Origin of the sequence: Moorena sp. SIO1F2 (assembly GCF_010672755.1) — a bacterium.
GTDB lineage: Bacteria > Cyanobacteriota > Cyanobacteriia > Cyanobacteriales > Coleofasciculaceae > Moorena.
The window spans coordinates 1-3,401 of sequence record NZ_JAAHFV010000515.1; the positions used below are offsets into that span (position 1 = coordinate 1).

Here is a 3,401-nt window from a genome sequence, read left to right on the forward strand (position 1 = left end):
TGGTTATATCTACTAGTTTAAAGTAGATATAACCCACATTCCGCAGGTTAGCTTGGATATAGAATATTTTTTACGACACTATGGGAAACTGAGCGATCGCAAGTTCAGCCATTCTCAAAAATACTAACCAATTGAGAATAAAGCTGGGCAAAATGGATCTTCATACTCAAATCAATGAAACCTTTGCAGGATATAGCTTTGGCTTGTAAGCAAAGAGAAAATTATTCAAATTGAGGACGAACCTGCGGAATGTGGGATATAATAATTCCAATCAACAATAGGCTTTTTGCTTTTTGTCTTATGTCTACACGTTTATCCACTACTATTATCATTCCACTTATTGCATCGGGACTATTAACGGCATTCCTTCCTAGAGCAGCTAGGGCAGAAAGACCTACCTGGGGTACTGGTTCTGGTTGGTCAGCTGTTAGCACAACTAGCCGGACAGCTTGTGAATTAAAAGCACTCGAAAAATTCAAAAAGTATGAAGCTGCAGGAAAGTTACAAAACGGAACTGTAAGACGTTTGCGAATGTCTGGTGTAGAAGGTCGAATGCAGGGTAAAGATGCAATGTTCGTTTTACTTTGTGCCCCAGATGGAGATGCTGTCTATGTATTCGACGTTTGTCCTGTGAGTGTTTGTAGAGAAAGTTCAGTAATTAATTTGCGTAATGAATTGGGTCAAGTGATGGTTTGGTAATAACGCCCAAGAACATTTGTGTTGGGTTACGCTATCGCGATGCTGTTGGCGAAATATAACTTCACATGCTGAAACCCTTTTGATTTCGCGATCACTCATCAAACCATTATGTAGTAATGTTCAAGCCAATAACAGCATAATAAGGCTTTTAGAAAGCGCGGTTTTATACACACTATGTTCGGTAGAGCACCTTTTTTTGATAACTCAAAAAATTGGACGGAATTGACCGGTAATATCGTCTAATAGATAAGGATACTAAAGACAGAAAATAAAATTTTGTCCAAAGTCCAATCAACTCTAAACCGACTAATTAGCTCAAGGTTTCCACTAACTTAGCTACTCGTTCTTTAATTTCATCTCGGACACGGCGAAACGTCTCTAGTGGTTGCCCATCAGGATCATCAAGCTGCCAATCTTCAAAAACATCTCGTAATACCCAGGCTTCTGGTAAATTAACACCACAGCCGCACAAGGAAATTACAGCATCATAGTCTTCAGCCTTGAAATCCTTTAAAGGATTAGACGTCTGGTCAGTAATATCTATATTAATTTCATCCATGACTTGAATTGCTGTAGGATGAACTCGGCTTGCTTCTAGTCCAGAACTAGTAACAGAAATCTTCCCTTCTCCTAAGGTTCTAGCAAACCCCTCTGCCATTTGAGAACGGCAGGAATTTCTTTTACAAACAAACATGATTTGTTTCATAGTGATTTGTTAGTTGTTAGTTGTTAGTTGTTACTTTTTAGCTAGCTATGCTTTTATTTAATATCCCGAAATCCATGGGAAAGTTGCCGATAGGCAATCACGGCTAATTGCGCTCCTACAATCGGGGCAACCCAATAAATCCATTGATGTTGCCAAATCCCAGCTACTAGGGCTGGCCCTAATGAACGGGCTGGATTCATGCTGGCACCGGTAATTGGTCCGAAGCAAGCTGCTTCTAATCCTACAGTTAAGCCAATAGCCAAACCAGCAAAGCCAATGGGAGCACGGCGGTCGAGACCAGAGCCTAAGATCACAAACATTAAGATAAAGGTGAGTACTACTTCCAGCACTAAGGATTGAAACCAGTTCCCTTGTAGAGGCAGAGTTGCCCCGAGCTCAGCAACATACCCCAGTGTCAGCAACAGTAATGTTGAAGCAGCGATCGCACCAATGCATTGAGCGAGGATATAAGGTAACACTTTGCGAGCGGGAAAAAAGCCACTAGCCCAAAAAGCAAGGGTCACAGCTGGGTTAATATGGGCATCGCTAATATGTCCTGTGGCATAGATTAAAGCAGCGACCACTGCTCCAAACACAAAACTGACGCCCAGATGAGTTAAGGCTCCACTAGTGATGTGATTCACCATGACAGCACCAGTGCCAACAAAGACTAAGATAAATGTAGCCATGCCCTCAGTTACTGCCTCTCGCCAGCAATGGGATATTAAGGACCAGAGAGTTTGTTTGGGTATCAGTTTGCGGATTCTCATTTAATGGTGATCTAATTTATCCACAGCAGGAGGATGTCACAGTATTGGATTCCTCCTCAGAATTGTCGGTAATCTTCAGATTCATCTCGGGTGCAGTATCTTCGACATTCACCACAAATACTTCCCAGCGGTTACCATCTGGGTCACTCACCCACACTTTATCCTGGATGGCATAGCAACAGTGAGTGTTCTTTTCTTCTAACACCTCTAGTCCTGCAGCTTGAAAACGCTTGATCTGAGCTTGTACATCTTCTGTACTTTCAACCTGTACACCTAGATGAGATAATGTGCCACCAGAGTGCATATTGGGGTTGAGTTCTAGGGTGAGATTGAGGGGCGGATTTGCCAAATCAAATTTGGCGTAGTCAGCTTTGTATTTAACTGGAGACACACCAAACATGGCATGGTAAAATGTCACAGATTTGTGAAGGTCAGTGACATTTAGGGAGACATGAGTTTTGAGAGTAGCCATGAATATCCCTCGTTTTTTAAGAATTAGTTAATCCTAATATATCAAAAAAAATTGATTTATTGCTTAAACAATAGTTAAGCCATCGGCTGAATTGGCTAATGGTATTGGGCTAATGGTATTAGGTACATCAAGAGCAGTTGACAGGGTCGGTGCTTTAAGACACTCTATACCCTGATCAGAGCCCTAGAGCCATTCAACCTAGACTTTAAACTAGTCTGAGCAACAACTACGGGTAGGTACCATCACACCTGTTCGACGAAATTCTGCCAAATATTGCTCTAAAACCACAAACTGGGGCAAATTCAGGCTGTAGTACATCCACCTTCCCTGTTGGCGGGGGCGAATCAGACCAGCTTGTTTAAGGGTTTTCAGGTGAAATGATAGTTTTGATTGCTGGACATTTAAGCGATCGCATAAATCACAAACACATAACTCTTGCGATCGCAGTAGCTCAATCACTGCCAGGCGCAGGGGATCGGAGAGAGCATGGAAGCCAGCGAGGATAGTAGTGGAGTCTGGAGGAGAAGTGGCTTGCATCAACTTTTATTGAATTGTTCTTTAGTTTGGACATCGATAAATTTAAGTAATCGCACTTTTGGATCAGATAGATTACTATACTTCTTCGCTTTGTCTTCTATTATCTTCAGTTGTCCTAGTGCTTTGCTACAAGAGAAACCAAATTTAGCTTTGACGCGATCACTACCATCCTGAAGTGCAGTCCGAGACAGTGCCACAAATTCCTAAAGGTTCCCTA

6 protein-coding genes are annotated in these 3,401 nt (G+C 42.0%); 1 reads left to right on the top strand and 5 read right to left on the bottom strand.

Translation table 11 applies throughout. The features are described 5' to 3' along the window. The first annotated feature begins 300 nt into the window (after nt 1-300). Nucleotides 301-699 carry a hypothetical protein gene (locus tag F6J94_RS32005; RefSeq protein ID WP_293047621.1) on the top strand — a complete coding sequence of 133 codons (399 nt, stop codon included), beginning with the start codon at nt 301-303 and terminating at the stop codon, nt 697-699. 310 nt (nt 700-1,009) lie between these two features. Here F6J94_RS32005 and arsC read toward each other — a convergent pair whose 3' ends face one another. The 5 genes from arsC to F6J94_RS32030 all read right to left on the bottom strand — a co-directional run bounded on the left by arsC (nt 1,010) and on the right by F6J94_RS32030 (nt 3,381). Further along, nucleotides 1,010-1,405 (bottom strand): arsenate reductase, glutathione/glutaredoxin type, encoded by a 396-nt coding sequence (arsC, locus tag F6J94_RS32010; protein WP_293047623.1) that lies wholly within the window; start codon nt 1,403-1,405, stop codon nt 1,010-1,012. Nucleotides 1,406-1,458: 53 nt separating this feature from the next. Continuing rightward, nucleotides 1,459-2,175, bottom strand: coding sequence for an MIP/aquaporin family protein (locus F6J94_RS32015; RefSeq protein ID WP_293047625.1), 717 nt, complete (start codon nt 2,173-2,175; stop codon nt 1,459-1,461). Nucleotides 2,176-2,191: 16 nt separating this feature from the next. After that, nucleotides 2,192-2,647 carry an ArsI/CadI family heavy metal resistance metalloenzyme gene (locus F6J94_RS32020; RefSeq protein ID WP_293047627.1) on the bottom strand — a complete coding sequence of 152 codons (456 nt, stop codon included), beginning with the start codon at nt 2,645-2,647 and terminating at the stop codon, nt 2,192-2,194. 210 nt (nt 2,648-2,857) lie between these two features. Beyond that, complete coding sequence (locus tag F6J94_RS32025) at nt 2,858-3,184, bottom strand: helix-turn-helix transcriptional regulator (protein WP_293047629.1); 327 nt, start codon at nt 3,182-3,184, stop codon at nt 2,858-2,860. Next, nucleotides 3,184-3,381, bottom strand: a complete 198-nt coding sequence (locus F6J94_RS32030; protein WP_293047631.1) for a hypothetical protein — start codon at nt 3,379-3,381, stop codon at nt 3,184-3,186. The genes F6J94_RS32025 and F6J94_RS32030 overlap by 1 nt, the downstream gene beginning before the upstream one ends. Nucleotides 3,382-3,401 lie beyond the last annotated feature (20 nt).